Below are 25823 nucleotides of genomic sequence, written 5' to 3'. Positions count from 1 at the left end.
TAAAGTATTAAAAATTTATAGTAAATAAAATGAATTACACACTTTCTACCATTCGTACCATTTTTACCATTACCCTTTTCACCCTAATTCTTTCCAATGAGACTAAAGCACAAATTGGTCCGGGAAAATTTATTAATGTTGCTGTAGGTTTGGGAGTAACCGCCCCGTATGATGCGACAGATGTAACCGGTTCTGGGTTTTATGCTCAGGGCGAATATGTGATTAACATAAGCAAATGGTTTGGCGTAAGGCCTTATGCCGGATTTATTGTTACCTCACCGGATAATACCGACAAACCCTATCAATCGGAATACAAGGTAACCTCACAGGCATTTATGTTTGGCGGAAAAGTGCGTCTTGCTGCGCCAATTCCCTATGTTGCTCCTTATTTTGAAATTGGGATCGGTGCCTCTGTGGGTTCTTTTGAAACCTATACATCATTAACTGACATAAAAGATAGCGGTATATTAATGCATATCCCTGTTACACTAGGGTTGGCATTGGGCCGCAAACATAATTTTGATTTGGCCTTTACGTATTATTACCAACCCTCGGTAGAACAGTTTAGCGGAGCAATGGCTTTGGGGTATTCGTTCCCATTGAATTAATAAAAACCCTTTGGGTGAAATTATTTTTTAACACATAGAAACATAGAATCTATAGTTTTTAAAAGAAAGAAATAGACGTTTTACTATTCACATAGCTATTCTATGTGTGAAATAGTGCTATTTCTATTTATTCTTTGCCTATTTAGCATTAATCTATGATTTTATGTGGTTAAAACTTTATTTTATTTGAATTTCACCCAACGGGTTAATAAAAGAATTGTAGTCATGATAATGCAGCTATACACTCAATCTAGTTGAAAACTACTATTAACATTAGAATATTACAGCAGTTAGACATAACAATACTCTTTAAACCATGAAAAAAATTTCTCTATTTGTATTGATTGCATTGCTTTTTTTTTGGTTGTTCCAAAGACGACGAGTTGACCCGAATAAAGAACAATGGTCAAGGTGGAATTTCAAGTAGAATTGATGGTAGTATTGTAAAACCCAAAGGAGGTGGAATTTATGGAAATATACATTGCCTATTTGCTCAAGATTCTAATGGTCAGGATTATTTCACTATTGGTTATTCTAATGATAAGAACAATACGTACAAAAGCATACGCATTGTTGCCTTAAATATAAATTACCTGACTATGGCCGCTGGCCGTGTATTTGATTTGGCAACAGAAAAAAATTCTGAAAGTTATGCAGAATATACCTTGACATCAGACAACTTCAATGAAGACCGTTACAAGACAAATTCGATTCAGAAAGGGGAATTGAAAATACTGTTTTATGACAAAGATCGAAGGATCATTACAGGGACATTTTGGTTTGATGCCATAAATAGCGATGGCAAAATTGTTAAGGTGACCGCAGGGCGATTTGACACTACAGTAAATTAAATCACTTGAAACAAATTTTTGCAAACGATATTAGTTCATAAACATGCTAAAAAACTTCACTTTTAAATTCATAACGTACAGTTTTACCTATAAATTTAACAAATTCCTTTTTATCGAAAGAAAAACATTATAAAAAAAAACAGGAATAGTTTAGCTTTGTTTTTGTAATCTATTATTACAGAAACCAAAAAAAACTATTTATGTCAAATTTACTCAACAACCGCGTAAACGCGACTGCTACGGCAGCACAGGTAACGGCAGTTAAAGCCGCTTTTCAGACCATCTTGACCAACCTTCCTTTTTTGGTGGGACTCACGGCCGACGAACGAAAATCATTAAACACCATTGATGTCAACAACAAAGCCTTTACCGAGGATGCCATCTATGCGGGTGTAAACAACCCAACGCTTATCCCATCGTATCTTTCGGTAGCTAATATCCAAAATGATTTAACGCTATTCAACCAGTTGGATGAAATCTCAAGCATTGCTACACAATTGTGTGAGCGCATCGAAGACACCAAAATGCTCGCCGGTAGCGAGGCTTATGGAGTGGCGCTCGCCTTGTACAAAACCTTTGGCGCAGCTGCCGAAGCCGGAGTACAGGGTGCCGACAGCATAGTAGACCAGCTCAAAAAGCGTTTTGCAACTAGTGGAGGTAATGCCGTTACATCACCGCCAGTAGCACCTGCGGTGTAGTAAAACAATTCATTAACAAACAACTGCAATCGCCTCTTTTATTTCAAAAGGGGCAATTTTTTGCCGTTTTTTTTGGTTTTCAAAAGCAATTGTATGTAGTTTAAACCAATAGCGTATGTAGTTTGAACCAATAGTATAGGTAGTTTGAACCAACTTTATTGGTTTTTCAAACCAATAGAAGATGTAGTTCGAACCAATAGCGTATGTAGTTCGAACCAATAGCGTATGTGGTTTGAACCAATAGCATATGTAGTTCGAACCAATAGAATTTGTTGTTTGAACCTATAGCATATGTAGTTAGAACCAATAGAACATGTAGTTAGAACCAATACTATTAGTGTTTAGCACTACTTTTTATAGAAAATAGCATGTATCTAAAACCTAAAACACACAAAAGATGATATCGACCAGCAACAAATACAAGAATGGAAAAGGGGAACAGTACCCTGTGATTGGCAATTTTATCCATTATCACATTATCCAGAACAAAATCAAGAAAGCCGATGTTGCCAGAGCATTGGGCATACTCCCTACGGGATTGAACGAATATTTTAAGAAAGAGTCCCTACAATTTGCCATTTTATGGAAGCTGAGTACGGCAATGAACTACAATTTTATTGCGCATTTAGGCGAATACTTGCCGTACCGGTATGAAACCCTTCGCGAAAAAGCCCTAAAGCAAGAACTGGCCGAGAAAAACGCCCTAATACAAAAGATGGAAATACAGCTGGAAACCATGCGGGAATTATTGAATAAATAGGCAATTGATTTTAAAATCTTTTTCTATTAAGAAAAATAAACGGTATGTTTGTAAGACAAAGCTACTCTTATTAGGATGGATAGGTCTGATTTTATAAGACCTATGTGTAAGTTAGTGGCTATTTTACCACAGAATCGGAGAAAATTAACTAAAAATAATTATGAAATTATCATCTTTTTTGTTCTTTATAATTTTTCTAATATTTATATCTGCTTGCGATAGATTTGATAATCGAATGTTAGAAGTAGAAAACAATTCAGACAAAACAATCTACAGCATAATTTCTTCAGATAATCAAATTGGAACTGAAGGTTTTTATTGGGAATTTGAATATGACGAAAAGCATATTTTTACAAAAGAAGATAGTTTGTTTCTATTTAAATTTACTCCAATTTTACCAAATGAAAAAATTGAAAATCACGATAGGCCTAGATTTTGGGATAGTTACTTTGAAGGAATTGAAGATAAAAAATTAAGACTATTTATTGTTACTCAAGATTCTGTAGAAAAATATGGTTGGCATAAAATATTTAAAAAAAATATTTACACAAAGAAATATATATTGTCGAAAGAAGATTTAGATAAACAAAATTGGACAATTATCTACAAATAAAAAACAGCCACTAACAGCCGTTACACGAGATTTGGGCATTAGGTTGAATTTAAAGATGGTTTTGTATTTGGGGAATTAGTGTTTAACCGAAAGACCTCGCCTCTTTAATCCCAAACCTCGTGTAGCGCCAGAACGTTAGCGGATAGACTAAAAAATTTACGGTTAAAAATGAAAATACCAAACAGAAGAAGATTAATTGACTCAAAAAAAATATTTACAATATCATTAATTAGTATTGTAATTACAATCTTAAGTGTTTGGTTTTATGGAATTGGAAAACACAAAACAGTTATAGAAAATTCTTTGATTTCAACCTCAATTCTTTCAATTGCTTTTTTTCTTTTTATTACAATTAGTTTATATAACGGAACTAAACTCAAAGATGGTTTAGGAAAATTAACGGATAAATTTGACTCTAAAAAACTGAACTTTTTAAAAGAGATGAATGCTGACGGTGGTTTCGGACATTCTATGCCAGAAATTGGAGAAGGAATTGGTGGAATAATAATGAGTATAATTTTGTGGCTTTTAGCTACGATTATTATTAGCTATCTATTTTTTGCACTTGGAACAATAATTTGGTTATCAATATTAGTTTTCTTTGGAATGTTATATTGGATATTTTTCAGAGCATTGAGATTGATATTTAAAAAGTCTTCAGAATGTAGTGGGAATATTGAAAGAAGTATATTTTACGGATTTACATACACAATTTTATATAATTTTTGGATCTACGGAATAGTTTTATTGACCAGACTTTACTAAAAACTGAGAATAAGTCCATCCGCTAACACACGCTACAAGCAATTTGGGGATTTGGCTTAATGGAAAGTTAGTGTTGTATTTGGGTCCAATAGCTATCGGGATTATAAATCCGAAGATAGAGCTTAATTTAGTCCTAAACCCGTGGGAGTGCCAAGACGTTATGCCTTAATTTAATATGTGACAAATCCTGAAATAGGTTGACTAAAAATTAAACACTTTTAGTAAACTATGGAACCCACAAAAAAAGAACACTGTCCAAAAATTGAGTACAAAAAAATCGGTTTTGACTTAAAACTTTCCATCATTGACCAAATTTCTAACGGTCAAATTTCCCTAAATCATGCTTCAAAATTACATGGAATTTCTCGCTCTTCAATAACGTATTGGATGAAAAAATTACGTTCCTTTGAACAAAACTCCAAAACTATGAGCAAAAATCAAGAACTAAAAAAACTTAAAGAGCGTATCGAAGAACTGGAATTCATTAAAGACTTTCAACAAATGATAATTGCTGATTTTGAAGTAAGTACTAATCTTGATTTTGCAAAAAAGTCATTGCCCGAAGCATTGCTAAAAGAAGTGGAGAAAAAGAAAAAAGACCTTTTAAAATCAAATGGTTCTCCAGGTGCTTCGGAATAAGCACTCAGGCTTATTACAAACGAATTAATAAACAGAATATTGAGGATTTAGAGGCTCAAAAAATCAAAAAACTCATCACTCCTATTCGCCAAAAAATGGCTCGATATGGAGCCAAAAAACTCTATCTTGACTTGAAAGATGACTTTAAAAAAAATGATATAAAAATAGGTAGAGACAAGTTCTTTCATTTTTTAAGATATCACAATTTATTAATACCAAAAACAAAGCTTTATCACATTACAACCGACTCTAAACATGGATTTTACAAATCAAAAGACTTACTTGTCAACCTTGAAATAAAACATGCTGAACAGGTATTTGTCAGTGATATAACTTACATTAAACTCACATCTCAGCATGCCTATTTAGCCTTAGTCACAGACGTTTATTCAAAGAAAATCATGGGTTATAAAATTGATACAAATATGCGCGTACAATTGGTCAAAGATGCTTTAGTAATGGCTGTTAAAAATAGACGTTACATCAATATAAATCTAATCCATCATTCCGATAGAGGGATGCAATATTGTTGTCCAGATTTTGCTGAATTTGCTAAATCTAAGAACATTATTTTAAGTACAACACAAAATTCCAGCCCATATGAAAATGCTGTTGCAGAAAGAATTAATGGAATATTAAAACACGAATTTGGATTAAATAAAACAATTCCAAACTTAAAAACAGCTCAAAAAATGGTAAAACAAGCAATAGAAATTTACAACAACGAACGTAGACATTGCTCTCTGGGAATGAAAACACCTGAATTTGCACACGTGAATCAAATCCACAAATACAAATCCTATAAGAAGAATAAAATCGCTATTTTAGTTGCGTAGGAATGTTGACAAGTTTGGAAAAAAATCCCTTCAAAGATTTTTTCTAAACTTATCAATATTACGTCTACAATCACCTATTTTTGAAATTATAAAACAACCAAAAATAGTCAACCAATATCAGGACAAGACAATGACAAACACAACAGAAAAATATTCACCTGAACAAGTTCTTGAAATTTTCAAAGAACAGCATAGGCTTTGTAGTAGTCTTGACCCTGAAGCAGACCCTTGGGCAGAAATTAAAGCCGAAATGACAATCAGAGAATGGAGATGGGCTAGAGACTTATTGGGTTGGAAAGAATTAAGCGAATTTCTCAACAAAGAATTCAGAATTGAAATACCTGAAAATGTCTGGTATGACAAATTAGAGCCTGCTAAAAAAAGAAAACTGATTGAAGTTTGCACACTGATTGCCAATCACGCAAAAAAGGATAATTATCAACCGAAGAAACTGTTTGGACAACCTTGCTTAAAAGCAAGTGTATTCTTGACCATAAAGAAAAATTTAGAGAACAAAGGTATAAATGTTTCAGAACTTAGACCCTCTTCTAGTTTGACGGAGTATATGGACAAATACTTTTCGCCTGTTTTAGAAGAAATCACTTTAACAGGAACTAAACCAATAGATAAAATCGAAATATTAAGAATTAGAAAAAAAGGATTTTGGAAAATATTTAATTTTTTGGATTGGGAAAATTCAGAATTGTTAATTGGAGATATAAAAACCTTCAGAGACTTAGTTGAAAAAATAATTATTGAGAAAGAAAAAAACAAGGCATAACAACGACTACAACGGATTTGGGCATTAGGCTTAATGGAAAATTGGTTTTGTATTTGGGTTCCGATAGCTTTCGGGATTATAAATACGAAGATAGAGCTTAATTTAGTTCCAAACCTACTGAAGTACCAGAACATTGGTGGGAAGTCGCTTATAACAACAAATAAATTTTAAAACCAAACAATAATGAAACTTACATTTATACTTTTACTCCTTACATTTTATAATTTAAGTTATTGTCAAAATAACGGATATATTATACGAAACAATGATACGATAAATGTTCAATTTAATGTCGAAGAACTAACAGTAAGAAGTTTTGGAAAAATAGAAAAACTTCAGGAAAAAGTAAAATATAAATTAAATGGGGAAAGCATAACTTCAAAACCAAGTGAATTAAATGGATTCTGTATCAAATCAAACAATAGATATTTTTGCTTCGATTCATTTTATGATGATCAAAAAGGTAAAGGTTCTTTTTTATTTAGAGTTATTGGTAATAAAATAGATAAACTAACAGTGTATCAATTTTACGGATCAGGCTATGTAGGTGTAAATTATAACATTAAATTAGGGTATTTAATCAAAAAGGAGAATGAAAAAGACTATACTTTTCCAATTACTTTTCCAAAAGCTTGGAAAGCAGAGTTAGCTAAAATAGTAGAAGATTGTCCAGCTTATCATAAATATGTCGAAGAGAACATCAAAAAAATATTATTCGAAGATGATTTTGAAAATTATTTAAATGAGTATAAAAAACAATGCCAAAAATGACGTTTCACCAAAAGCTACTATAACGGATTTGGGCAATTGGCTTAATCGAAAGTTAGTCTTGTATTTGGGTCCCGATAGCTATTGGGATTGCTTCATCTGTTCGTCCCGATAATTATCGGGGCTCTAGTGGCAAATCCGTAAATAGGGATTAATTTAGTCCGAAATCACTAGAAACAAGAGAACGTTCGACTCACAAGATTGTCCAATTAAATAAGAAAAAATGGTAAATAGAAATTTTACGCCTTTCCCAATTTTGACAACCGAAAGGCTAACTCTTAGGCAATTGTCAATAGAGGATGGACAAGCTATTTTTGCTTTGCGTTCTGACGCAGAAATAAACAAATACCTAGGCAGACAACCAAGCAGAACAATTGAAGACGCAATACACTTTATCAACAAGATTAATGATAGTATACGAAAAAACGATTCGATTTATTGGGCAATAACTTTAACCAGCAGCGAAATTTTTGTTGGTACAATTTGTTTATTTGACTTTTCAAACGAAAAAAACAGTTGCGAAATCGGGTATGAATTGATGACAAAATTTCAAGGACAGGGAATAATGAAAGAAGCGGCAGAAGTAGTCATTGACTATGCTTTTCAGGCTTTGAATGTTCAAAAAATAGTAGCGTTTACTCATTTTGAAAATCAGAATTCAACCAAACTTTTGGCCAAACTTAATTTTGTAAAATCCAAAGAAACGGATAAAGAAAACCCTGATTTAATTATTTTCAATTTGACACCCTAAAATTGACTACAGAAAGCTTGATCATGAGGATTTGCACACGAATGAAGTGAATTGAAGTAGATAAACACGCTAACACAGTATGTCGACAAAGTGAAGAAGTTGAAAAGAGTAAAAACGAATTGAGCTTGCTGATTGGATTTGGCACAATTCACTTTGTTTGTGTGTAAATTTGCTTATCTGAATTAAGATACTTTCGAGCCATTTGCATTTGCTTATCACTTAAAAATATAAATTATTGAAGTTTAAATATAAAGAATTGAAAAAGTTCGAAAACTCAGCTGCAAGCTGGATTGTTTGTCCCGAATGTCAGGGGCGTGGCAAAAAAAGTCGAGGCCTCAGCGACAAAGCGCGACGCCAATATAAGATTGCATTCGATCAATTTGAAAAAACGAATGGAGAAGGAATGGCTCCAGTTCCTCCCAAGGGTCACTTATACTCTTGCTCGAATTGTAAGGGATCAGGTTTGGTTCCATCTGATACTCCTCCTTTGGCAGATACAGAAAACTATCCGCACGTTGCTATTATTGGTGGCGGTATCGGTGGTGTGGCGCTTGCTGTGGCTTGTTTGCACCGCGGCATTCCTTTTACCCTTTATGAGCGCGATAGCAATTTCGAGGCAAGATCTCAGGGCTACGGACTTACGTTGCAACAAGCAAGTAAAGCGATCGAGGGATTGGGTATTTTCTCTTTAGAGGATGGGGTGGTTTCAACAAGACATTTGGTTCATACTACAGAAGGAAAAGTGATTGGGGAATGGGGAATAAGAAAATGGATGCAATCGGATGCAAAAACGTTTCTCAAACGTACCAATGTACATATCGCAAGGCAATCTTTGCGTTTTGCGCTGTTGGAACAACTCGGCGGACACGAAGCGGTTCAATGGGGGCATCATTTAATAGATTTTGCCGCAGGCGACGGTGAAGGTGTCGAGCTGACTTTTGAAGTCGGAGGTAATCTTAAAATAGCAAAAGCTGATTTAGTAGTTGGAGCCGATGGTATTCGTAGTTCGGTGCGCAGGTTGCTGATTGGAGAGGATGTTACTCCTTTGCGCTACTTGGGTTGTATTGTGATATTGGGTATTTGTCCTTTGAGTGCTCTCGAAGGGGTGGATAGTTCTTTGCTCGACTCGGCCACCGTATTTCAAACTGCCAATGGCAATGAACGGATCTATATAATGCCTTTTACGGCAGACTCGGTAATGTGGCAACTTAGCTTCCTAATGTCCGAAGAAGAGGCAAAGGCATTAAGTGCGAAAGGGCCTCAAGCGCTAAAAGAAGAAGCGTGTCGTAGAACACAGTGGCATGATCCTATTCCAAGTATTTTGGCGACGACACAGGAAGCTCAAATTTCTGGCTATCCCGTTTATGATCGAGAATTACTCCAGCCAGAATTGTTGACCAAAGGAGGGCCAGTGACGCTGATTGGCGATGCGGCTCACCCCATGAGTCCATTCAAAGGGCAGGGGGCCAATCAAGCGCTCCTAGATGCGCTCACGCTGGCTCGGGGAATTGCAAGAGGATGCAGACCTTTATCACAATGGAGAAAAGCAGGAATTAGGAAAAGCGTATTAACGGACTTTGAATCAGAAATGTTAGAACGTTCGGCTTCCAAAGTCCAAGATTCAGCCGCCGCCGCCGAGTTCCTACATTCCGAAATTGTGCTTCATGAGGGAGATGAACCAAGAGGCCGCTGTCTAAAGAAAAAAGACGGATAAAAAGGCGCTTTTTTTTTTATAAACAAAATAATTCAATGTGCACCCCAAATAATCAACCTACTTACTCAATGAAAAAAATTACCTTACTGCTTCTATTGGTACTTTCTCAAACCGTATTTGCCCATACGCAACTTACCGAAACCCAAAAACTCGCCGCCACTTGCAAAGTTTGGGGTTTTCTTAAATACTATCATCCTAAAGTAGCCGATGGGAGTAAAAATTGGGACGAGCAGCTTTTTATAATTTTGCCTCTAGTCGAAAAAGCGCAAACCAAAGAAGAGTTTTCAATGGTTCTGGAAAGTTTGATTGATGGTCTTGGTGAAGTAAAGAAAATTGCTCCAATCGCTATTCCAAAAGGCATTGAGTATTTTGACAAAAACTTTGATTTGTCTTGGATTAACAACAATAAACTGTTCTCAAAAAATCTTTCGGGAAAGCTTAAGTTTATCGCAGAAAATAGATTTCAAGGCGATCAATATTATGTTGATACACATGAAGATGGAAACATATTTATAAAAAACGAAAATTACTCAGCTTACAAGTTTAAAGATAAGAACATACAAATTCTAACATTTTTTATGTACTGGAATGTAATAGAATATTTTTTTCCGTACAAATATCTTATGGATCAGCAATGGGATGTAACGTTAGAAAAAATGCTGCCTTTTTTTATAGAAGCGAAAAACGAAAATGAATTTTATACCGCAATGCAAAAAGTAACAGTTGCACTCAATGATACGCATACTACATTTTATACTGATGACAGTTCTATAAACGGCACCTATTTTTTACCGGATCATTATCGAATAATTGACGATAAGCTGATTGTTACAGAAATTTTAAACGAAAGTTTGGCAAAAGAGCATGATATAAAAATAGGTGATGTTATCACGAAATTAAACGGGAAAACGGTAAAACAAATAATTCTAGAAAACAGGGAATTGATTAATGGTTCGAATGAAGCAGCGTATTTAAATAATCTGGTTGATAGTCCGATTTTAGATTCTGCCGCCGCCTTAAAAATGGAGTTTTTAAAAGATGGTGTTACGACAACCAAAACAATAAATGACTATTATAGCAATAATTTTATTTATGATAAAAATAGATTTAACAAAGGAATCAAAAAAGAAAAATTCAAAATTTTGGATAACAGTATCGGATATGTAGATATGGGAATTCTGAGAGTCAACAATGTACCCGAAATGATTGAGAAACTGGCCTCTACCAAAGCGATAATTTTTGATATGAGAAACTATCCACATGAGACTTACGAAGTAATATCAAATTTTTTAAATGCTAATCAAGAAAAATTTGTAATCTATACTAAACCGGATTTAAAACATCCAGGAAGATTTCAATGGACAGAACCGCAGTTTACTGGCAGAGAGAACAAAAATAATTATAAAGGGAAAGTGGTGGTTTTGCTCAATGAAAAATCCATGAGCCAGTCTGAATGGACAGCGATGTGTTTTCAAACTGCCGGCAATACGACAATCATAGGCAGCCAAACCGCTGGTGCCGATGGCAATGTAACAGATATTTTGATTAAAGATATTTCTACAAGAATCTCTGGACTTGGCGTTTATTATCCTGACAAGCGTGAAACACAAAGAATCGGGATCATTCCTGACATTGAAATTAAACCCACAATTAAGGGCATTCAAGAAGGGAAAGACGAGGTATTAGACCGTGCTTTACAATTTATTGAAACTGGAAAATAACAAATTAAAGCAAACTATAAAACCGATACTATTCAAAATGAAAAAAATTACGCTTTATTTCCTCGTTATTCTATCGCAAACTGTATTTGCGCACACCCAACTTACCGAAAACCAAAAATTGGCCGCAACCTGCAAAGTTTGGGGATATTTAAAATATTACCACCCCCATGTAGCTGATGGAAGTAAAAATTGGGACGAACAGCTTTTTGCAATTTTGCCTCAAGTAGAAAAAGCCCAAACCAAAGAAGAGTTTTCATTGGTGTTGGAAAACTGGATTAATGGTCTTGGTCAAGTAAATAAAATTGCTCCAATCTCTACTTCAAAAGACATTGAATATTTTGATAAAAACTTTGATTTATCGTGGATTAACAAAGACAAACTCTTTTCCAAAAGTTTGTCCAAGAAACTTAAGTTTGTTGAAGAAAATAGATTTCAGGGAAAACAATATTATGTTCAATATGATCTCAATAATGGGATTCTTTTAGGATTTAATAATGAAGTTAAATATTCAAATTTTAAATGGAGCGATAGAAATTTTCGTCTTTTAGCGCTTTTTAGATATTGGAATTATGTAGAATACTTTTTTCCCTATAAATACCAAATGGATCAAAAGTGGGATAGTGCTTTAAACGAAATGCTACCTAAAATTAGTGAGCCTGAATCGGAAATAGATTTCGTTTTGGCTATGCGAGAAATAGTGACAAAATTAAATGACACCCATGCCTCTTTTTCTTCAAGAAAAATGTTTGAATATTTTGGTGATAAATGGATGGCCGCAACAATTAAGATTATTGATGAAAAGGCAGTTGTTACTGGTTTTCAAAATGATTCTCTGGCAAAAATAGACGATTTCAAAGTTGGGGATGCCATTACAAAAATTGACGGAAAAACAATAGCACAAATTATAAAAGAAAATAAAAAATATGTTGAAGGATCTAATCCGAGTGCCGTTCTGGATAAATTTTATTGGGTTATCCTTATGGGAAAGTCAAAATCTGCTGAAATTGAATTCATAAGAGATGGGAAAGAATCCATAAAAACACTAAAAAGGTATTCGTATCAAGATTTAAAAGTTCAATTCCCCAAAAAGGAAAAATGGAAACTTTTAGATGATAATATAGGATATGTTAATCTAGCGGAGCTTGAAATAGATGATGTCCCATTAGTTATGGAACAGTTCAAAAATACTAAATCAATTATTTTCGACACTAGAAACCATCCTAATGACACGAACTTTGCTATTGCGGAATACTTAAATCCAGAACCAAAAGAGTTTGTTAAATCTTTGGATGCAGATTTGAGTTTTCCTGGCCGGTTTATTTGGAGAGCAGAAATCGAAAAATGTGGAAAAACGAATCCTGATTTCTACAAAGGAAAAGTAGTTATTTTAGTAAATGAAAAAACGATTAGCCACGGAGAATATACAGCAATGTGTTTGCAAGTAACACCAAATGCAACAATAATAGGCAGTCAAACTGCGGGAGCAGATGGCGCAAATGCTCCATTTGAAATTATCAAAGGCTATCAAACATCGTTTACCTGTTACGGTGTTTTTTATCCTAACAAAAAAGAAACACAACGTATTGGAATTGTTCCAGATATTGAAGTAAAACAAACAATCAAAGGAATTCAAGAAGGCAAAGACGAAGTTTTAGACGAGGCAATTCGTTTCATAAATAAATAATGCTACAATACTTAAAAATTAACTAACTTTTAAAATAAAAACCAAAAAATCATGAATAAAAAAATATTTTTTTTGGCATTATTATTACTCGGCTCAATATCCTATTCTCAAAAGCTAGATTGTAGTAAGTTCAAAAACGGAAAATTTTATAGTAAAATTTCCACAAGCTCTTTTGTCATTAAAGACACAATGATGGAAGATTTTAACGCTGGTGATTTTCTTGTTTGGACTTGGAGTATAAAATGGATAAACGATTGTGAATATGAAGCTGTTTGTACTATAAGCACGAATGAATTTATTGCAGTTGGAGATAAAATGATTGTAACAATCAAAGTTATTGATGGTGAGTGTTTCGAGTTTGATAGAAAATTAATAGACAAAAAATTTGCTGATGGTTCAGATACAAAGAGTTTTTATAACTGTATTAAAAAGAGTAATTAACTTCAAAATTAATATAGTATCCAATACAGGTACATAAATTTAAAAACGGTGATTTATTTCACCCAATCATTTAAAAAAACAATCATTAAAAACAATTATGAAAAAAACAGCACTTATTTTATTAGTATTATTGGGTTCAGTGGGATATTCGCAAACTTTAGATTGCAGTAAGTTTAAAAATGTAACGGCTTATAATCCGGAATTTCCCAACAGGTCTTTTATGATAAAAGACAATGTACAAGAAAGCTATAACAATGGTGTGCTTCAAATGGTTTGGGATTTAAAGTGGCTTTCTGAATGTGAATATGAAGTAGTTTGTATTAAAAAATTGGGCGAGACTCAAATAGCGTTGGGAGATAGAATTGTGGTGACTATTATAAGTATTGATAACGAGTGTTACACTTGCAAAAGAGTTTTTTATAGTAAAGATTTTCCTGAAGGGGATGTTGACCCAAAGAGTACATTTTGCTTTAAAAAAAATTAATGATTTACAAATGAAGCGATGATTTCTTTTGAATAATATTGAACAAAAAATTCCCGCTTTACAGTTTATTGAAACTGGAAAATAACTTTAAATAACAACCCAAACTATAAAACCGATACCATTCAAAATGAAAAAAATCACCTTATTGCTCCTCATTATTCTATCGCAAACTGTATTTGCAAAAATGCAACTTACCGAAGCCCAAAAACTCGCCGCAACCTGCAAAGTTTGGGGTTTTCTTAAATACTACCATCCTAAAGTGGCCGATGGAAGTAAAAATTGGGACGAGCAGCTTTTTGCAATTTTGCCTCTAGTCGAAAAATCACATACCAAAGAAGAGTTTTCGTTGGTTTTGGAAAACTGGATTGATGGTCTTGGTGAAGTAAAGAAAATTGCTCCAATTATTCTTCCTGCAAATGTTGAGTTTTTTGACAAAAACTTTGATTTAAGTTGGATGAATAACGACAAGTTGTTTGCTGTAACTCTTTCTAAAAAGTTGAAATTTATAGAAGAAAACAGGTATCAAAGCAATGAAATATTTGAACCGGGTTTTGATGGCTTAAAAAACTTAAAAAACTACTTTGATCTTGATTATAATAAGAAAGATTCCAGAATTCTAATGGTGTTTGCTTATTGGAATTTGGTAGAATATTATTATCCGTATAAATATGTATTGGACCAAAAATGGGATAAAACTTTAGAACAAATACTGCCTCTTGCTCTTGCTGCCAAAGATCAAAAAGATTTTTATAAGGCAATGAATACCATGACAACGAAACTCAATGACAGTCATGTTGAATTTGCCGTTTATGGGGCCTCGTCATCTGGAACAATTACTACATACTTTCCTGCGAACTGTAAAATAATTGATGATAAAATGGTTGTTACTGAGATTCTTGGTGATAGTTTGGCACAGGTTGACAATATTAAAATTGGAGATGTAATTACTAAAATAGATGATAAAACAATAAAACAGCATATTGAAGCATATAGAGATTTAGTTTCTGCTTCAAATGAATCTTCGTATTTGGATAGAATTGTGAAATTCATTTTGAGTTCCGATTCAGAAAAGGTTAAAGTAGAATTTCTTAAAGAGGGGAAGTACGAAACAAAATCAATGACTTGGTTTGATTATCATGAATCTCATAGAAATGAATTCAAAAGAGGCGCCATGAAAAAGAAGGAAAAATTTAAACTTCTCGACAAAAATATTGGTTATGTCAATATGGGTGTCATAAAAGAGAGACATATTCCAGAGATGATTGAAGCATTGCAATCTACAAAAGCAATTGTATTTGACATGAGAAATTATCCAAACGGAACTTTTGATGATATTGCAAATTTCATAAATTCTCAAGAAAAAGTGTTTGCAATTTATACCCAACCTTATTTAAATTATCCGGGAAGATATGTATGGACAGACGATGGAAGAAGATGTGGATTTGAAAATAAAGATCACTACAAAGGAAAGGTAATTGTGTTGCTTAATGAAGAGTCTTTGAGTCAGGCAGAATGGACGGCCATGTGTTTTCAAACGGCAGGCAACACCACCATTATCGGAAGTCAGACAGCTGGTGCAGACGGAAATGTATTTGGACCTGATTTTCAAGGATTCCATACTACGTATTCTGGAATTGGAGTTTATTATCCAGACAGACGCGAAACACAAAGAATCGGTATCATTCCGGACATTGAAGTGAAACCTACCATTAAAGGAATTCAAGAAGGAAAAGATGAGGTTTTGGACCGCGCTTTACAGTTTATTGAAAATGGGAAGTAATTGTAATGTAATCTTGATGAATACAACAATGTTTTGGGTTAATTTTCCGAAAAAAAAGAGGCTGAATGCTGATTCAGCCTCTTTTTTTGATTTTAAAATCATTTATTTTGCAATTATTTTTTAATACGTAATGTATTATTATAATTTTAAAAGTTGTGATGATTTATATGGCTGTCATGTCTTTTTTTGTAATAATACAAGGATATAAATACCACCATGTTTAAAACAATTATGAGTGACACAATTGGATTGAAATCTAAAACTCTTTCCAGATTTTTAGTGATTTTGCTTGCTCCCATTAATACAAACGTAAAGATGCTTACATAAGCGTAGACGAGATACAAAGATTCTTTGATTGTAATTGGATTGTTTTTCATTTTTGATTGTTTTAAGTTAATTACTCAATTGTATTTTTAAACATCAAAAATTTGGGTCACATAAAATTACGTGAATCGTTTTTTTATAAAAAATAAATCTGCTCAAAAGCCTGATAATCCGATTAAAACACAAAAGATAGAAGGGCTAAGCAAATATTTTTTTAAGATTGTATTCGTGATTAATAGAACGGATCTTATTTCAGAATTACATTCTGGTTTTTAAAAGGATAATAATTATACCAAGTACTAATTTTATCCCGTTGGGTGAAATTATTTTTTACCACATAGAAACATAGAATTTATATTTTTTAAAAGAAAGAAATAGACGTTTTACTATTCACATAGCTATTCTATGTGTGAAATAGTGCTATTTCTATTTATTCTTTGCCTATTCAGCATTAATCTATGATTCTATGTGGTTAAATTTTTATTTTATCTGAATTTCACCCAACGGGTTAATTTTAGTATTAATTTAAGGCATTAACGTCCTGTTGGTCTTGATTTCACTTGGGAATTGGTTTATTATTGAGTGATTATGAGAAAAACAGAAACCAGATTTATTGATGAATCTACTTTATTCATTCGCTGAATAAAAGGAAAGTTTATGGAATTGGCAATAGTAACAGATAGCGAAACTATTGCATGATTGTATGCATTTAGTATGGCATTTGGTAAGTTTTTGAATAGTTGATTTCTACGACAGTTTTTTTATTGGGTAAGGCAAATGGGTTTTTAAATCAAAAAGGGCTTAAAACATCTTAAAACGAACCCAGATTTCAGTCTCAAAACGGATTTGTACTGCCAGAAAATAAAAAATCACGAATAAACCGATTTGATTCAGTTCTATTCGTGATTTTTTTATTCGGAAATTTAGAATTTTCTATAATGATTGTATCAAAATCCAAGCATCGGGATTGTCATTTTCTATTATTTCGTTTTTTGCTTTTTCTGCTTCCGAAAAAGTAGAAAAACTGCCATACAAAACCGGATACAGACCGTTTTTGTTTATTGCCAATATTCTGGCTTTATACCCTTTGGCAATTAATTGATTGTATCTTTTTTTGGCATTGGCCTCACTTCTAAAGGCATCAGCCATAATGTGATACGGGTATTTTACCTCTTCTTCATTCGATTTTAAAGAAAGTGTTACAGCCGGTATTGGCGTTTGAATAAAGAAAGTGGCTTCCTGAATTTTATTTTGCACTTGTTTTTGCACGGCTGTTTCAACCAAAATAGTTTCAGAAGCAATTTGATTTTGGTATAAAGGGTAACCTATAGATCCAGTGACAGCCAGTCCTACAACAAGGACAGCGGCATACTTAAGATAAGGGCTTCTTTTTCTGGTTTCTGGGATAAAATTAAAAATTGGTTTTTCTTGATCGACTACCGCTTTTTCTGTTGCAGTTTCAATTTTTTGAAATGCAATTTCCCTTTTTACAATTGGCGACACAAAAGAAGTTAATCCAAAAGATTGTGCCAAATAATTGGTTTGTTCGTTTGGCGTAAAAATGATATTGTTATCCGAATTCAAACCCAGAACTCCAATGCTTTTTATCGAAAAAGTTTTGTTTTCCTGTAATGCTTTTTTCCAGCTCAACACCTCATATTCTATGGCACTTACGGCATAATCATAAGAAGTTTTTTCGGCTTGGGCAATGTGATTGGCCAATAATCCGTCATTGTTCTTAAGGTGGGAATTAAAAGAAATCGTCTTTTTTGGCGGAAAAAAAGAATGCGAGTTTTCAATCAATTGAGCGGATTGGATTTCGGTTAGGAAAGCTCCAAAACCCGGAACGGTTACACATTGATAACGGTATAAAAGCTGCGCGATGTAAAGTTCGATTTTCATAGTAACAAAGTTATACAACCAAAATAGTTATCAAAATTTTATTCACAATTTTTATTAACAATTTACATACTTTTAAGCATCAGCGCATTACTGTTTTAGCATTCGTAAATCAAGTGCTATAAATCTGTTTTGCTTTTGTTTTTTTTCTTAAAAGCCTCTTTTTTTTAAATATCTTTTTGTTTGTTTATTAATATTTAGACTCTGAAATTTTTTTTGATTCAAAAATATGTAGTATAATTGTAAGATATGTCAGAAGAAAATTTATTTTATATAATGGCTTTGCTCCGCGTTGAAGGGGTAGGTGATATAATGGCCAAAAAGTTGCTCACTCATTTTGGAACTGCCGAAAATGTTTTGAATGCCAAACCTTCGCAACTGTCCGCTATTGATGGGGTAGGGACTGTTTTGTTGAAAAACTTTAAAGACAAAACTATTTTCGATAAAGCCAAACAAGAGCTTTATTTCATAAAAAACAACGAGATCGATGTGCTTTATTTTCAAGACGAAAAGTATCCAGATCGATTGAAGCACTGCATTGACGGCCCAGTTTTACTTTTTTCATCCGGAAATGTCAATTTGAAAAACCGAAAAATAATAAGTATTGTCGGTACGCGCCAAATCACGTCGTATGGAACCGAATTCTGCAGAAAATTAATTGAAGATCTAGCTCCTTTGGATCCCATTATTGTCAGTGGTTTTGCTTATGGTGTGGATATCGTGGCGCACCAACTGGCAATGGATCATGACTTACAAACCATTGGAGTTGTAGCACATGGTCTGAATCAAATTTACCCAAAACCACATAAAAAATACGTCACCAAAATGGAACAAAATGGAGGTTTTTTGACCGAATTTTGGAGTTCTTCGAATCCTGATAAGGAGAATTTTGTTCGACGAAACCGCATTGTGGCCGGAATGAGTGAAGCGACGATTGTCATCGAATCTGCCGATAGAGGCGGTTCGCTCATCACCGCCAATATGGCCAATGATTACAACCGGGATGTTTTTGCCGTTCCTGGGCGCACTACCGACAAATACAGTCAGGGTTGCAATAATTTGATTAAAACCCAAAAAGCAAATCTGCTGACCAGCGCTGCCGATTTGATTTATATTTTAAATTGGGATATCGAGAAAGAAACCAAACCCATTCAAAAACAACTGTTTGTCACGCTTGATGATGACGAGCAAAAAGTGTACGACTATCTTTTGAAAACAGGAAAAGAGTTGATGGACATCATCGCCCTGCATTGTGATTTTCCCATTTACAGAATATCGGGTTTATTGTTGAATATGGAATTAAAAGGAGTGATACGACCTTTGCCGGGGAAAATGTTTGAGGCGATTTAACGCTATTAGGTATTTGGAATAGTTGCAGGAATCCAGTCCTATTCCTCAATTCTACTGCTATATATTTTTCGCAATCTCCCGTTGTATTCTAGGTGTCTTTTTTTTATTTATATTTATTTTATTGTTTGTTTTTTTTCATTTCATTTTTCATTTCAATTTTCATTTGTTCTACTATTTTTTTTATTTGTTCATTGGAAGACATCACATTTTCTGTTTGGGTTAACCACTTATCAAAGTTCTTTTTATCAATCTTGTAAAAATAGCCTTGTAAAATGTAAAACGCATTTTCGGCAACATATGTTTTATCGGGACAAACTTCCAAAGAATTTGTGTAGCTAGCGATAGCTGCATCTAATTGTTGAGTATTTACCAATGCATAAATATATTCTTTATTAATGAAGGCATCTGTAGGATTTACAACTAGCGCTTTTTTTAGTAATTCAATAGCTTTTTTATATTGTTGCAAGCGATTATACGAGTAGGCTAATTGGACAGATAATCCTTCATATTCGCTATTGATTTTAGATGCTTTTTCTAATAACTCCATTCCTTTTTGATATTCTCCCCAAGCATTATAAATAGAACCCCAGCTATACAATTGTTCAATTGAGCCTTCTTTCAATTTATTTAAGCTTAGCGAACCGGGATCTTTGCTTATTTTTAATTGCTCGAGATTTGCTTCAGGTATTACAGCAATAAGGGTTTTACTTGGATATAAGGGGACTTTTATCTCAGCGTTCTCTTCGTTTGGATATGCTTTAATCTTTCCTGTAGAATCAATTTTTAAATTGCCTCGATACTCAAATATAAGAACTGCTCGCGAATCCACGTAAATGAAACCATACTTATGTAATCCACCATATTCCTCCGGAAATACAACCCATTTATTTTCACAATCAAGTATTCTTTTGTCAAACGTTAACTGCGCAGATGCTGTAATGCTAATCAGTAAAAAGAAGGTGAAAAGAAGGTTCTTCATGATGTAATTTTTAGATCTGAATTAAGAAAATAGGCATTGTAGACTTTCGTCTTAAAGGACTTTAGTTATTTTGTAAATATAAATGATTTGTAGCTAAAATTTATTTTGAAAGAACCGTAATCAAAAATTGCAGATGTCTATAAAAAACATCTGCAATCTTAATTCGTTAATCAACATCAAAAATCCCTATTTTAAAGCCTTAAAAAGAATCTCAACAGGGTGAAATGATTTTCGGCTTGTTCCGTCGCTAATTTGGTGTCTGCAGCTGGTTCCAGAGGCAGATATTAGCGTCGCTTCCTCTTCGGCACGGATGGCTGGGAATAAAACCAATTCTCCGATTTTCATAGAAATGTCATAATGCTCTTTTTCATATCCAAAAGATCCCGCCATACCGCAACAACCACTTGGGATATTGAGGACGGTATAATTTTTTGGAAGCATCAAGATTTTCTTAAGTGGTACCAATGATGATAACGCTTTTTGAAAACAGTGGCCGTGCATACGGACTCTTTCGGTGTTTTCTGTAAAAGAATCTGATGTGATGCGGCCTTCGTCTAATTCTTTGGCTAAAAATTCTTCAATAAGCATTGCTCTGTTTGAAATCGATTTTGCTTTTGTTTTAAAATCACCACGGCACAAATCAGGATATTCATCGCGGAATGATAATATAGCAGATGGTTCAATTCCAACCAAAATTGTGTTTTCCGGCATTTCTTTGGCGAAAGCCTGTATATTTTTTTCGGCAATTTCTCTGGCTTCTTTCAGCATTCCTTTCGAAAGATAGGTTCTTCCGCTGATGCCAATTTCAGGAACCGCAACTTCATACCCCAAACGATTAAATAGCTTTACTGCAGCTTGACCTATTTCGACATCATAGAAATTCAGGAATTCATCATTGTACAGATATACTTTTCCTTGTATTAAATTTCCGGTTTGTCTAAAGCTTTTGAACCATTTGGCAAAAGTGGTTTTGTGCATTAACGGCAATGATCTTTCGGTGGCAAAACCGGTCGAACGTTTCATTAGGTTTCCCAGAATTCCTTTGGAACCAAAATTATACAACCAAGGCACCGAAGCAAACAATTGATTGATTTTTGGGGTGTTACCGATTAATTTGGAACGGAATTTCACTCCGTTTTTATCATGGTATTGTTGTAAGGTTTCGGCTTTTAGTTTTGCCATATCAACATTTGACGGACATTCGGATTTACATCCTTTACAACTCAAACACAAATCCATTACTTCGAGTAACCCTTCATCGTCAAATTTGTTTTCTTTGGTAGAGTTGTTGATAGTTTCTCTAAGAATGTTGGCTCTGGCGCGAGTCGTGTGTTTTTCATCACGGGTTGCCATATAACTTGGGCACATAGTACCACCACTTTTCTCGGTTTTTCTGCAGTCTCCGGATCCGTTGCACATTTCGGCTGCACGAACAATACCGTTATGTTCGGAGAAATCAAAATAGGTTTCGGGCATTGGAGTATCCTGACCCGGTGTATATCTCAAGCTGGTATCCATTGGTGGTGTATTCACGATTTTGCCCGGATTAAAAATGCCCCACGGATCCCAAGTGTTTTTCACTTGAATAAACAATTGGTATATTTCTTCCCCCAGCATCAGCGGAATAAATTCACCGCGAAGTCTTCCATCGCCATGTTCACCACTAAGTGAACCTTTGTATTTTTTAACCAAATGAGCAATGTCGGTGGCGATAGTTCTAAAAAGTGCTGCTCCTTCTTTGGTTTTTAGATCAATAATTGGTCGAAGATGCAATTCTCCTGTCGCCGCATGCGCATAATGCACACAACTTAGATTACGTTCTTTTAAAATGATATTGAAATCTTCGATAAAATCAGGTAAATCATTGACGTCAACCGCAGTATCTTCAATAACGGCAACTGCTTTGGCATCGCCCGGAATATTAGACAATAATCCCAATCCCGCTTTTCTAAGATTCCAAACTTTATTGGTGTCTTCGCCCCAAACAATCGGGAAGTGATAACCAAGGTTTTTGGAACGCATCAGCTCTTCCATTTCTTGGGCTGCCTGAATAATTTCTTCTTTCGAGTCCCTTAAAAATTCAACAACCAAAATCGCTTGTGGATCGCCTTCCACAAAGAATCTATTTTTGCTTTGCTCAATATTTTCTTTGGTACATTCCAGGATATAATGATCGATCAATTCAACGCTGTCCGGGTTGAATTTCAAGGCTTCTAGATTGGCTTTCAACGATTCGTTGATGCTATTGTGGTGTACGCAGACCAAACCAGCGAAAGGTTTTAGTGCATCAACCAAATTCAGTTTAATCGCGGTTGAAAAGAACAATGTCCCTTCGGAACCGGCGATTAATTTACAGAAATTAAATTTTTCGATCGGATCGCCAAAAGGTTGACTGTCGGCCAATAAATCCAATGCATATCCTGTATTTCTTCTAGGAATTGATTTTTTAGGATAATTTTCGTCAAATAAAGCTCTGTTGGCTGGTGATGATAATAATTCTTTGGTTTGGACATAAATGTTTTGTTCCAAAGGGCTTACTACATTTAGTCCATTGCATTTGTCTTCAAATTCCGCATGGGTAAGAGCACCAAAAGTAACTTCATTTCCATCGGCCAAGAAACCTTTAATTTCAAGCAAATGCTCACGGGTGGAGCCATAAATTACGGATCTCGCACCACAGGCATTATTTCCTACCATTCCGCCAATCATACAGCGATTACTGGTTGAGGTTTCTGGTCCAAAGAATAATTTAAAGGGTCTTAAATGGATATTCAGTTCATCACGAATCACTCCAGGTTCAACCCAACACGATTTTTCAACCGGATCAACTGAAAGGATTTTGGTAAATTCCTGTGAAATATCAACCACGATTCCATTTCCAACAACCTGTCCAGCAAGAGATGTTCCTGCCGCACGAGGAATGACACTGCTTTTATTTTCTCTAGCAAAGGCAATGATTTTTTGAATATCTTCCTTCGTTTTTGGAATGGCAACTGCCAACGGCATTTCTTTGTAAGCACTAGCATCAGAGGCATAAAGCGTACGCATGGTATGGTCGTACAGTAATTTTCCATCTAATTGCTTTTCAAGACTTTCAAGGTTCATTTTGGTGATTTTAGATTTAAAAAATTTCAGCTTATAGATTTCGGTTAATTTGAAACTATAAGCTGAAATCTAAAATTATTTAGTACAGAATTCTATATCGAATGGTATTCGGAATCTTTTTCAGTTTTTTCTCCAAATCTTTGTTATGAAAATTATCGATGTCGGTAATTACATAACCCAAAGTTTCGTTGGTTTTAAGATATTGTCCCAAAATATTGTTGTCATATTCCAAAAGAATATTGTTGATTTGCGCCAAAATACCTTTTACATTTTCATGAATATGCATGATACGGTGCGCACTTTGAAGTTCAGGAAGTTGAATTTCAGGAAGGTTTACACTTCCGTAAGTAGTACCTGTATTGATGTAATTAATTATTTTGTTGGCCACATAATGCCCAATATCTTCTTGCGCTTCTTCTGTGCTTCCTCCAATATGCGGAGTCAATATTACATTTGGCATTCCTTGTAATTCAGATACGAAAGGGTCGTCATTACTGCTTGGTTCTTCAGGGAAAACATCCACTGCAGCACCACGAATTTTTCCGCTTTTCAAGTTGGCTACCAATGCATCAATATCTACAACATGTCCTCTTGAAAGATTCAAAAAGATAACTCCTGGCTTCATGTATTCAAAAGCATCGGCATCAATTAAGTTTTTATTGCTGGCGCGTCCGTCAACATGTAAAGAAACCACATCCGAAAGTGCCAATAATTCCTTCAATGAAGAACATTTTTTTGCATTTCCTAGAGCCAGTCTATCAACCGCATCATAGAAATAGACTTTCATACCCAATGCTTCGGCTATAATAGAAAGTTGTGATCCAATACTTCCGTATCCAACCAACCCTAATTTTTTTCCGCGTATTTCAACACTGTTTGTGGCCGATTTATCCCAAACACCAGCATGCATCATTTTGCTTTTTTCGAAAGTGTTACGAACTAACATTATGATTTGACCCAAAGCCAATTCTACTACCGAACGGGTATTACTGTATGGCGCATTGAAAACTGAAATTCCTTTCATACTGCAAGCATTCAAATCTACTTGATTGGTTCCTATACAGAATGTTCCAATCGCATGCAGTTTTTTGGCATGTTCCAAAACTTTGGCGGTAACATGAGTTTTAGAACGGATACCCAATATAGAAACGCCTTTTATTTTTTCAATCAATTCATCTTCGGACAATGACCCTTTGATGGTTTCTACATTATAACCTTCGTGTTCGAAGATTTTTACAGCGTCTTCATGAACATTTTCCAACAACAAAACGTTAATTCTGTTTTTTGGATAAGAAACCGAAGCTTTATAGGATAGTTCATAAAGAATTTCATCCAATGACGGTGCTATTTGACTGGCTTTTTCTACCACAATTTTTCGGCTCACATTTTCGGTAAAAGCAAAAAATTTGGATACCGCTCCACCTTCAAGGGTTTCGTAATCGGTATAACCATCACCAATCATTATGGCTTCTCCTTGAAGGTTTAATGATTTGATTTTTTTAACTTTTCCTTGATTTTCACATAATTCGTCTTTCTCGTCAAAACCAATGATGTTTCCTTCGTGGTCAAATTTGAACGTATTGGCCAAAACGTGTTCTGGTTTGATTCCGTATTCTTGAACGATTGGGATGATGATTTCCTTAAAACCGTTTGAAATGATATAAATGTTTTCAGCGTGTTGTTTGAAGAATGTTCTATTTCTGATCACCGATGCAGTCACTTTCTTTTTTAATTCTTCAATTACGGCACCTATGTGATCTCTATTGGCCTGTAATAATTGAATTCTTTGAGTCAAAGATTCTTTTAAGGACAATTTACCTTCCATTCCAAGGTCGGTTAATCGCTGAATTTCGCTTAATATTTGAACGCCTGCGGCACTATCTTGGTAAATTACTTCGCATAATACATCTAGTGCTTCGACTTTCATAAAAGTACTGTCAAAATCGAATATAAATGTTTCCTGATTTTCTGTCATCTTTTTACTGTTTTTCACAAATAGAAGTTATTTGTCAATTTTTTTCAAAGATAGCCCCTCTATTGGTTTTCTGAAAATTTATTGGTATAATACTAAACAGTTTAACGAGAATTGAGATTATTGTTATAAATTCTCTTTTTGGTTGGGTAATTTTAAATTTTAACTGCTAAAATCAATTTTAAATTTTGTTTTATTTATTTTAAAAACGCTTTAATAAATTGATTTCCGTAAAAGGAGAACGATATTTCTTAAAAAAAGCAATAACTCGTCACTATTCGCTATACGAAACAGAGAATT

General features: G+C 34.3%; 23 protein-coding genes. 18 read left to right on the top strand and 5 right to left on the bottom strand.

All coding sequences use genetic code 11. The features are described 5' to 3' along the window. Positions 1 to 29: 29 nt before the first annotated feature. The 17 genes from OLM57_RS04465 (at position 30) to OLM57_RS04385 (ending at position 15894) form a co-directional block, all read left to right on the top strand. Positions 30 to 608, top strand: a complete 579-nt coding sequence (locus tag OLM57_RS04465; RefSeq protein ID WP_264566039.1) for an outer membrane beta-barrel protein — start codon at positions 30 to 32, stop codon at positions 606 to 608. Positions 609 to 991: 383 nt separating this feature from the next. Further along, positions 992 to 1459 (top strand): DUF6252 family protein, encoded by a 468-nt coding sequence (locus OLM57_RS04460; RefSeq protein WP_264566038.1) that lies wholly within the window; start codon positions 992 to 994, stop codon positions 1457 to 1459. Positions 1460 to 1659: 200 nt separating this feature from the next. Then, a complete protein-coding gene (locus OLM57_RS04455; protein ID WP_264566037.1) occupies positions 1660 to 2157 on the top strand; it encodes a hypothetical protein in 498 nt (165 codons plus the stop codon). 397 nt (positions 2158 to 2554) lie between these two features. Beyond that, on the top strand, positions 2555 to 2917 hold the full coding sequence (locus tag OLM57_RS04450) for a transcriptional regulator (RefSeq protein ID WP_264566036.1): 363 nt from the start codon (positions 2555 to 2557) through the stop codon (positions 2915 to 2917). Positions 2918 to 3077: 160 nt separating this feature from the next. Continuing rightward, positions 3078 to 3530: a hypothetical protein gene (locus OLM57_RS04445; protein WP_264566035.1), complete on the top strand. Its 453-nt coding sequence runs from the start codon at positions 3078 to 3080 to the stop codon at positions 3528 to 3530. A 168-nt stretch (positions 3531 to 3698) separates the two neighbouring features. Continuing rightward, positions 3699 to 4295, top strand: coding sequence for a hypothetical protein (locus OLM57_RS04440; protein WP_264566034.1), 597 nt, complete (start codon positions 3699 to 3701; stop codon positions 4293 to 4295). A 228-nt stretch (positions 4296 to 4523) separates the two neighbouring features. Further along, a complete protein-coding gene (locus OLM57_RS04435; RefSeq protein WP_264564824.1) occupies positions 4524 to 4934 on the top strand; it encodes a helix-turn-helix domain-containing protein in 411 nt (136 codons plus the stop codon). Beyond that, positions 4850 to 5770, top strand: coding sequence for an IS3 family transposase (locus OLM57_RS04430; RefSeq protein WP_319800280.1), 921 nt, complete (start codon positions 4850 to 4852; stop codon positions 5768 to 5770). Before OLM57_RS04435 ends, OLM57_RS04430 begins: the two co-directional genes overlap by 85 nt. Positions 5771 to 5900: 130 nt before the next feature. Next, entirely contained in the window at positions 5901 to 6551 is a 651-nt protein-coding gene (locus OLM57_RS04425; RefSeq protein WP_264566033.1) for a hypothetical protein, read from the top strand. 183 nt (positions 6552 to 6734) lie between these two features. Next, positions 6735 to 7322, top strand: coding sequence for a hypothetical protein (locus tag OLM57_RS04420; RefSeq protein ID WP_264566032.1), 588 nt, complete (start codon positions 6735 to 6737; stop codon positions 7320 to 7322). Between the two features lie 220 nt (positions 7323 to 7542). Further along, positions 7543 to 8070 carry a GNAT family N-acetyltransferase gene (locus tag OLM57_RS04415; RefSeq protein ID WP_264566031.1) on the top strand — a complete coding sequence of 176 codons (528 nt, stop codon included), beginning with the start codon at positions 7543 to 7545 and terminating at the stop codon, positions 8068 to 8070. Positions 8071 to 8326: 256 nt separating this feature from the next. Continuing rightward, the gene (locus OLM57_RS04410) at positions 8327 to 9784 is read left to right on the top strand and encodes an FAD-dependent oxidoreductase (protein WP_264566030.1); all 1458 of its coding nucleotides are present in this window, start codon (positions 8327 to 8329) and stop codon (positions 9782 to 9784) included. A gap of 68 nt (positions 9785 to 9852) precedes the next feature. Next, positions 9853 to 11505: a S41 family peptidase gene (locus tag OLM57_RS04405; protein ID WP_264566029.1), complete on the top strand. Its 1653-nt coding sequence runs from the start codon at positions 9853 to 9855 to the stop codon at positions 11503 to 11505. A gap of 37 nt (positions 11506 to 11542) precedes the next feature. Further along, a complete protein-coding gene (locus OLM57_RS04400) occupies positions 11543 to 13189 on the top strand; it encodes a S41 family peptidase (protein WP_264566028.1) in 1647 nt (548 codons plus the stop codon). A 51-nt stretch (positions 13190 to 13240) separates the two neighbouring features. Next, a complete protein-coding gene (locus OLM57_RS04395; RefSeq protein ID WP_264566027.1) occupies positions 13241 to 13630 on the top strand; it encodes a hypothetical protein in 390 nt (129 codons plus the stop codon). A 97-nt stretch (positions 13631 to 13727) separates the two neighbouring features. Further along, entirely contained in the window at positions 13728 to 14114 is a 387-nt protein-coding gene (locus OLM57_RS04390; RefSeq protein ID WP_264566026.1) for a hypothetical protein, read from the top strand. A 127-nt stretch (positions 14115 to 14241) separates the two neighbouring features. Further along, complete coding sequence (locus tag OLM57_RS04385; RefSeq protein WP_264566025.1) at positions 14242 to 15894, top strand: S41 family peptidase; 1653 nt, start codon at positions 14242 to 14244, stop codon at positions 15892 to 15894. 146 nt (positions 15895 to 16040) lie between these two features. On the opposite strand, the gene OLM57_RS04380 is transcribed toward OLM57_RS04385, so the two are convergent. Together OLM57_RS04380 and OLM57_RS04375 are read right to left on the bottom strand one after the other, a co-directional pair. Continuing rightward, positions 16041 to 16271 (bottom strand): hypothetical protein, encoded by a 231-nt coding sequence (locus OLM57_RS04380; RefSeq protein ID WP_264566024.1) that lies wholly within the window; start codon positions 16269 to 16271, stop codon positions 16041 to 16043. A gap of 880 nt (positions 16272 to 17151) precedes the next feature. After that, complete coding sequence (locus OLM57_RS04375) at positions 17152 to 18120, bottom strand: SPOR domain-containing protein (RefSeq protein WP_264566023.1); 969 nt, start codon at positions 18118 to 18120, stop codon at positions 17152 to 17154. 246 nt (positions 18121 to 18366) lie between these two features. On the opposite strand from OLM57_RS04375, the gene dprA reads away from it, so the two are divergent. Beyond that, on the top strand, positions 18367 to 19467 hold the full coding sequence (dprA, locus tag OLM57_RS04370; protein ID WP_264566022.1) for a DNA-processing protein DprA: 1101 nt from the start codon (positions 18367 to 18369) through the stop codon (positions 19465 to 19467). Positions 19468 to 19585: 118 nt separating this feature from the next. Here dprA and OLM57_RS04365 read toward each other — a convergent pair whose 3' ends face one another. The 3 genes from OLM57_RS04365 to serA all read right to left on the bottom strand — a co-directional run bounded on the left by OLM57_RS04365 (position 19586) and on the right by serA (position 25526). Further along, the gene (locus OLM57_RS04365) at positions 19586 to 20446 is read right to left on the bottom strand and encodes a tetratricopeptide repeat protein (protein WP_264566021.1); all 861 of its coding nucleotides are present in this window, start codon (positions 20444 to 20446) and stop codon (positions 19586 to 19588) included. Positions 20447 to 20632: 186 nt separating this feature from the next. Further along, a complete protein-coding gene (locus OLM57_RS04360; RefSeq protein ID WP_264566020.1) occupies positions 20633 to 23551 on the bottom strand; it encodes an FAD-binding and (Fe-S)-binding domain-containing protein in 2919 nt (972 codons plus the stop codon). Positions 23552 to 23630: 79 nt separating this feature from the next. Then, positions 23631 to 25526: a phosphoglycerate dehydrogenase gene (gene serA, locus OLM57_RS04355; RefSeq protein ID WP_264566946.1), complete on the bottom strand. Its 1896-nt coding sequence runs from the start codon at positions 25524 to 25526 to the stop codon at positions 23631 to 23633. Positions 25527 to 25823 lie beyond the last annotated feature (297 nt).

It is taken from the genome of Flavobacterium sp. N3904, assembly GCF_025947305.1.
Classification (GTDB): domain Bacteria; phylum Bacteroidota; class Bacteroidia; order Flavobacteriales; family Flavobacteriaceae; genus Flavobacterium.
The sequence above is the reverse complement of the archived record's forward strand: the minus strand, read 5'-3'. Positions and strand labels throughout refer to the sequence as shown.

Bases quoted from the DNA above. Each gene is read 5' to 3' on its own strand.
- OLM57_RS04365 (WP_264566021.1), bottom strand. From the start codon at position 20,446: ATGAAGAACCTTCTTTTCACCTTCTTTTTACTGATTAGCATTACAGCA.
- OLM57_RS04395 (WP_264566027.1), top strand. From the start codon at position 13,241: ATGAATAAAAAAATATTTTTTTTGGCATTATTATTACTCGGCTCAATA.
- dprA (WP_264566022.1), top strand. From the start codon at position 18,367: ATGTCAGAAGAAAATTTATTTTATATAATGGCTTTGCTCCGCGTTGAA.
- OLM57_RS04450 (WP_264566036.1), top strand. From the start codon at position 2,555: ATGATATCGACCAGCAACAAATACAAGAATGGAAAAGGGGAACAGTAC.
- OLM57_RS04360 (WP_264566020.1), bottom strand. From the start codon at position 23,551: ATGAACCTTGAAAGTCTTGAAAAGCAATTAGATGGAAAATTACTGTAC.
- OLM57_RS04435 (WP_264564824.1), top strand. From the start codon at position 4,524: ATGGAACCCACAAAAAAAGAACACTGTCCAAAAATTGAGTACAAAAAA.
- OLM57_RS04385 (WP_264566025.1), top strand. From the start codon at position 14,242: ATGAAAAAAATCACCTTATTGCTCCTCATTATTCTATCGCAAACTGTA.
- OLM57_RS04420 (WP_264566032.1), top strand. From the start codon at position 6,735: ATGAAACTTACATTTATACTTTTACTCCTTACATTTTATAATTTAAGT.
- OLM57_RS04380 (WP_264566024.1), bottom strand. From the start codon at position 16,271: ATGAAAAACAATCCAATTACAATCAAAGAATCTTTGTATCTCGTCTAC.
- OLM57_RS04375 (WP_264566023.1), bottom strand. From the start codon at position 18,120: ATGAAAATCGAACTTTACATCGCGCAGCTTTTATACCGTTATCAATGT.
- OLM57_RS04445 (WP_264566035.1), top strand. From the start codon at position 3,078: ATGAAATTATCATCTTTTTTGTTCTTTATAATTTTTCTAATATTTATA.
- OLM57_RS04405 (WP_264566029.1), top strand. From the start codon at position 9,853: ATGAAAAAAATTACCTTACTGCTTCTATTGGTACTTTCTCAAACCGTA.
- OLM57_RS04415 (WP_264566031.1), top strand. From the start codon at position 7,543: ATGGTAAATAGAAATTTTACGCCTTTCCCAATTTTGACAACCGAAAGG.
- OLM57_RS04440 (WP_264566034.1), top strand. From the start codon at position 3,699: ATGAAAATACCAAACAGAAGAAGATTAATTGACTCAAAAAAAATATTT.
- OLM57_RS04425 (WP_264566033.1), top strand. From the start codon at position 5,901: ATGACAAACACAACAGAAAAATATTCACCTGAACAAGTTCTTGAAATT.
- OLM57_RS04465 (WP_264566039.1), top strand. From the start codon at position 30: ATGAATTACACACTTTCTACCATTCGTACCATTTTTACCATTACCCTT.
- OLM57_RS04455 (WP_264566037.1), top strand. From the start codon at position 1,660: ATGTCAAATTTACTCAACAACCGCGTAAACGCGACTGCTACGGCAGCA.
- OLM57_RS04390 (WP_264566026.1), top strand. From the start codon at position 13,728: ATGAAAAAAACAGCACTTATTTTATTAGTATTATTGGGTTCAGTGGGA.
- OLM57_RS04400 (WP_264566028.1), top strand. From the start codon at position 11,543: ATGAAAAAAATTACGCTTTATTTCCTCGTTATTCTATCGCAAACTGTA.
- serA (WP_264566946.1), bottom strand. From the start codon at position 25,526: ATGACAGAAAATCAGGAAACATTTATATTCGATTTTGACAGTACTTTT.